The sequence below is a fragment of the Ferruginibacter sp. genome, from assembly GCF_014377975.1.
Lineage (GTDB): Bacteria > Bacteroidota > Bacteroidia > Chitinophagales > Chitinophagaceae > Ferruginibacter.
The window spans coordinates 1-6,197 of the sequence record NZ_JACMOO010000185.1; the positions used below are offsets into that span (position 1 = coordinate 1).

General features: G+C 39.0%; 2 protein-coding genes. Both read right to left on the bottom strand.

Annotated features, from left to right (window positions below; all coding sequences use genetic code 11):
- Nucleotides 1-292, bottom strand: a 292-nt coding sequence (rpsF, locus tag H7254_RS10685) for a 30S ribosomal protein S6 (protein ID WP_301932955.1), incomplete at its 3' end; no start/stop codon positions are given.
- Between the two features lie 289 nt (nucleotides 293-581).
- The coding region (locus H7254_RS10690) for an alpha-2-macroglobulin (RefSeq protein ID WP_301932956.1) at nucleotides 582-6,197 on the bottom strand (5,616 nt) is incomplete at its 5' end.

The following is a 6,197-nucleotide window of genomic DNA, read 5'->3' on the forward strand; positions in this document are numbered from 1 at the left end:
CGGCGTATTTATCGAGTACAGTATACATGTGACGCATCACTGATTCGTCACGTAAAAGTTGAGTTTTCAACTTTTCATTGAAGATGGTTGGCGCTTTATACTCCATTACCCAGTAGAGACCAGTAGTCTTTTTGGCGATGGGATAGGCCAGTGATTTTAATCCCCAGGGATTGGTGTGCAAAACTTCGCCGCCATTGTCTGTAACAATTGCTGCAAATTTTTTCTGAGCGGCTTTATATTCCTCTTCAGACAGCACCGGGGTAAAAATCACCATCAATTCGTAGTTGTTCATTTTCCCTGATTTATAGTTTAAAAAATTGGTTAATTCCGTACACAATTGTCTACGGGGCTGCAAAGGTAAGGGTTTAATGGATAATTTATGAATGAAAAAATAAAAGTATTACCTATCCTTATCAAAGTGAAAAGAAGTGGGGACTCTTTTATTGGATAATAGAAGATGTTTTCATTCATTGTTATTACCAAACCAAAAGAAGAAGACTTTTATGCTACGGCTAGCAGTTCTTGGGTAGTATAAAAAAAAACGAATTTGTGAAATTTAAAAAAGTCTCCTTTTGGGGAATTTACGGGGCAACTTCTACTCTGATCCCTTCGCTATGACTCGTAAATTCCGGCGCATACATACACTGAATAGTCGTAATACCATTGCTGAAATTACCAGCATGGGTGACAAACAGCGGGTATTCAAAAACATAACTGCCCCTGGGCAACCAGCCAAAAAAGAAATTGGTACTGGCGTCTTTGGTACTTTCGTAATAGCCTAAACCGTCCTGCCATTTGTATTGGCTGATAACGTTAACTGGCTCCATACAGGCTGCACGCATGTCTTTCATGTGCACATACTCCATATCCCTGTCCACTTTTAATTCAATCCGTACTTTTACCTTGTCACCAACTTTTAATTCAGTGCCATCTGCAATGGCTTTTAACACAGGGCCGTTGTCAGTATTTTTTTCAACAAATAATTTTTTGTTCAATTGCAGTGGTGTTGAGGCGGAGGTTATTTTATCCAGGTCCTCAAAATACTGCCAGTAGATGGATCCCCAGGACCGCCCACCACGCAAGGGTGGATTTTGCGAAGAGCTCATCGTTACACTAATATTTCCCATTGTTGATTTTACATCTTTTGCTTCGATTGTTTTTTTGATGTAGCCGGTGCCAGCCTCAGCTTCTCCATCCCCCAAAACAGAATTTTTTAACGATCCTGAAAATGCGACATCATGCAGATTTTGGCCACCCAATAGTATGGTCAAGTTTTGTTCAGCGTTTAGATCTGCAACCTGTAAATTTCCCCTTCGGTCAGTGGCGGGGCTAAGTAGTAAAGCGTAGCATGCCTCTGCGGTAGCTTTGGTTGTTTTCCAGTTTTGGGTTTGTTTTTGTTTTAGCAACCAGGTTTTAAGATCATCAATTGTTGCCGTCTTTTTATCAATATCTGTAAATGCTTCTATCATCAATGCCTGGCTTTCTATCGGCGCCTGGTACCAGTAGTATCCGCCTCCCGCTGACCATTCTTTCCAGTACATGCCCAGTTCTTCTTTATTGATGGCATTTTCTTTTAGTGATTGGATGATGGCTTTTGGCGTTACTTCATCTTTTGTGCGATGCAAGGCCAAGGCAATCATTGCCTGCATGTATTTGCTGTTGTTTAACCAATATTTTTGCGCCTGCAAACGGTAATAATTATAGGCTGTTTTAGCTGCAGGCGCAACAGGGTTTTCTGTAAAAAAACTTCTCATGTACAGGTATTGAATAGCGGTATTGCTAAGGTTATTATTGCCTGGCTTTACTTTAGATTTTACCAATTCATCATAGTCTGCTTTTATTTTTTCATCCAAATAAGGAAGTGCTTTATTTACAATGGCCATGATGTCTTTTAACTGGCGGGCATTGTTGCCAGATATGGCATTTAGTTTTTTTAAATGACCTATTCCGGTAAGGATATATTGCGTGATGTACCTGTCATCCGGGCCACCTTTAAACCATACAAAACCCCCATTGCTGCTTTGCATGTCGGTCAACCGGGTAATGGCTTTGCTTGTTTCGTTGCTCATTTTTACCAGGTCGAATAATAAGGCAATATTCTTCTTTTGCTGGCTTTCGCTTTGGGCAGCCAATACCCAGGGTGTTTCCTGTAATAGTGCTGATTTTAGTTCTTCATTTTTTTGAAGATTGCTACGTAATGCGGAGGTGTCAGCCGTTTTCCATTTTTCAAAAACAGCTTTAATTTTTGGCATACTGTTACTTACATATGTGGCCAGAATATTTGCATAATACCGGTTAAAAGTTTGTTCTGCGCAGTCGTAAGGGTACTCCATTAAATAGGGTAATGCCTGCACTGCGTACCAAACAGGGTTGGAGGTATATTCAACCGTTAAGGCATGGTTGGTAAGGGTTTCACTACTGCCGCTGTTCAGCAATTTTTCAAACGTAAAATGCCTGGTGGTTTCGTTGCGAAGGTTGATGGGCATTGATTCTGTAACCAGCATCCGGTTGGTTAAAACAGGCAATGACATTTCTTCTCCATCAGAAAAATTCCCGTCAGCTGCGTTGCTGGATGATTTCGCAACAATCCGGTACGTCATTGCTGAATTAAAGTTAAACGGTACTTCTATGGGAAATTTTACTGCTGCACTTTGTCCCGCTGGTACTGTAAAATATTGCGTAGGAAAAATATTTTTAAACCATCCATCTACTGGTTTATTGGTAACAGCATCCAGCAATTCCAGTTGCGTGGTTCCGGTAATTTCTTTATCGGTAAGGTTTACCACTTTTGCACTAAACTCTATGCCATCGCCTTCCCGTAAAAATCTTGGTGCATTGGGTTGAATCATCAATGGTTTTTGTGTTACGGTTGTTTTTTCAACATAACCGCTTGCGAGGTTTTTAGTATGGGCAAAAGTCATTAGTTTCCATTTGGTCAATGCTTCTGGAATGGTAAAACTAAAAGACACATTTCCATTTTCATCCGTTTTTAAATCAGGAAAAAAGAAAGCGGTTTCGTTGAAGTTTTTACGAATTTGTGTTAATTGATTTTCCGGGTTTGGTTGATTGTTTTTGCTTACCGTAACAGAGTCTGATTCGATTGCTGCATCTTCGGCAATTTTTGGTAGCGCCAATTTCATTTGTGACATTTCAGGTGCTGCATTGGCTACTGAAACACCGGCAATTCTTCCCTGTAACATTGCTGAAACACTACCGGTTAAAGCTCTCCTTTTTGTGACTCCATATGCCACCCCTAAATCATCATTCAGATTGTAATCCAATAATTGATCATAAGACTTCGGTTTATTAATAACAATATCATTTTCACTTCTGTTATATTCTTCCGAATTAATTCCCTCAAATCCATTGGTTGTCCAGTTAACAGAACTGTACAATTTGGGCCAAAAATTAAATGCATTCCAGTTGTGTGGTTTAAACTGATCCAGGCTTGCATCATACATTGCTGCCAGCATTTCGGCAGCAACCTTCTCACCTTTATTACCGCTTATTTTTACGGTCCATTTTTCTTCGCTGCCGGGTAATAGCTTATCCCGGAACGTAGCGTAATCAATGGTAAGTTCTTTATTGCTCCAGGGAATATCAAAACTTTCATTGCCTTTGTATACGCGGTTGTGTTGTACAAAAGCATAACTCATGGCCATGCCACCACGATCTTTTTCTGCTACCAGAATTTCATTTTGATAAGGCTGGTTTGCAGTTATTGTTTGATAAGAAGTTTTATTATTTTCCCCCATTTTGCTCAGGATATGAATGAGCCAGATATTGGGGAAGCCGGTAGTAATATTGTATTGTATTTTTTGTCCAGGCTCTGCCGCATGGTTTTCTACCCTTGTTTCAACCGCAATTGTAGAAGCACCTTTTTTTATAGAACTGTATAACTGTATGTACTTTTCCGTTTTTACTTCTTCCCCGTATTTATCGCTGGCAGTTGCTGTAATTCTGTACCATCCTGCTTTCCATTCACCATTAACCATTAACCATTCGCTATTTGTACTACCTGTTTTATCAAAAATTTTATCACCTGCCTCATAGTTTTTTACTTCATTTTCATTTTTATAAACATCATACGGAAAGTAACCATAGTATTGATCTTTACTCATCACAAACTGGTCGGGCTGATTCCAATATCTTTCCCTTAAAATTTTTGCAGGTGTTTTTAACTGCAGAATGGTAACTGTAGCAGCGGTAGTTTCTTCAATATCATTGAGGTTTGTACTTTTTACAAGGATGCTTTTAAGACTATCAACGGATAGTTTATCCGGCACTTTAATTTCTAATTGTAACATCTGGTAGGCCACTGCCACTGTGGTATTACCGCTTCTTGTTTCGCCATTGAGGTCAGTAACATCTGCATTGACTTCATAATAAAAAACGGGTTGTGTTTTCTTGTCAACGCTTTCATCAGGCAATGCTTTAAATACAATATTAAAAGTTCCGTTGGCATCCGTAATGGTTTCGCCATTGCTTATTTCCACTTCATTGCTGTTACCTTGCGGTATGCCAGGCCTGCCTTTGCGGGTATAGCTACTCCAGCCCCACCAAATTGGATAACGCACTTTACGCACTACGCGGTATTTTACTTTTGCGCCATCAATATTATTGCCTGCATAAGCCTTGGCAGTTCCGGTAATTGTAATGCTGTCTTTTAAACGGTAAGTACCTTTTGGTTTTTGTACTTCGGTAAAAAACTTTGGGCGTTTATATTCTTCTATACTAAAATATTGTTGGGAATTGGTACCGGTATCCATTAAATTAAACTGACCGTTTAATGTGCCATCGGGTAATTTAAATGATCCATGATAGGAACCAAACTCATTCGTTACAAGTGGTACATCTGCTACTTTTTGATTATTGGCATCTCTCAATTGCAGGCTGGTATTGAAGGAGGGAAGGAGGGTTGTTTCAGTTGCCTTATTTCCTTTTTGCAAAACGATGCCTTTAAAATACACTGTTTGTCCCGGGCGGTAAATGGAACGGTCAGTGAATAAAAAGGTAATGGGTTTTACCGGCAGCGACGTTTGTTTGTAACTGTTATAATAGGTGTTAAACACTCCGTCTTGCAAAAAAAGTTCATCAGTACCTGTTTTAATCTGCAGCGTTATATTCCTGTACTCCTTCGATTCTTTTATGTTGAAAAAGCCATTTTTATCCGTTGTATAGCTCTCTGCCCTGCTGTCTTCATTCTGGCTGCTGGTATAATTGTACTTTGTTTCCCAAAGCTGCACGGATGCATTGTTGTAGGGCTGTCCATTGTCACGGTTAAGTACATAATATTCCTGCTTATTATTGTTAACATAACTAATATTACTTACATAGGTAAGTTGCTTAGCTATGATATTTTTTTGCAGAGAAAAATCCTTATCCAGGCTTGCGATAATAAAGTAAGTTCCATTGGTCAATGCATCTATTTTAACTTCGGCTGCATGGCTTTGATAGTCCTGCAGGTCGGGCAATGTTACGCTCCATGTTTTGATGGGTTTCAGTGCTACCACATCTTTCCATAATTTATCATCGTTGCGGTAATTCATTTTTTTTATTGCTTCACTGTTTGTTTTTAGTACCCGAAAATAAATAGTAGCTGCATTTTTATAGGTTACCAAAGTTCTGAATGCAGCATCGGGAATATTTACTTTTTCAGTTTCAAGCGTTAATGCTGGTTGTACAATTTCTTTCAGTAAATTTTGCGCATGAATTCCTCCTTCACTTTTGGGGAAATTTTTAACAGCGATTTCGCATAATTCCTTTGCTCTTTTTATTTCATATTGGTTTGTAGTTGCAGCAAGCGGATCATATAGTTGTCCTTTTTCAAAATAAATTTGAGCCCTTAAATACATCGCCTGTGCAGCAGTTTCATTCACTGCATATTTAGTTTCAATATTTTTCAAAGCGGCCTCATACAAACTGCTTTTGTCTTCGTTTACTGCATATTGTTGTACAAAATTAAGTCGTATCAAATCCGCATCCAGTAAAGCATCCGGACTTTTATCTTTTAAATGAAACCGGATAATTTTCTGTAACAATTCAATAGCTTTAAAATGTAAAGCAGCAGTATCTTTAGTTGTAAAAGAAGTTGCAGCAAACTCCGCTGCCGGTGCAAATGCTTTGGGGTTATCGATGGTAAACTGGTACGCAGGTTTTATAAGGTCTCTTTCATCATTTTTAAAATAATCCAGCCC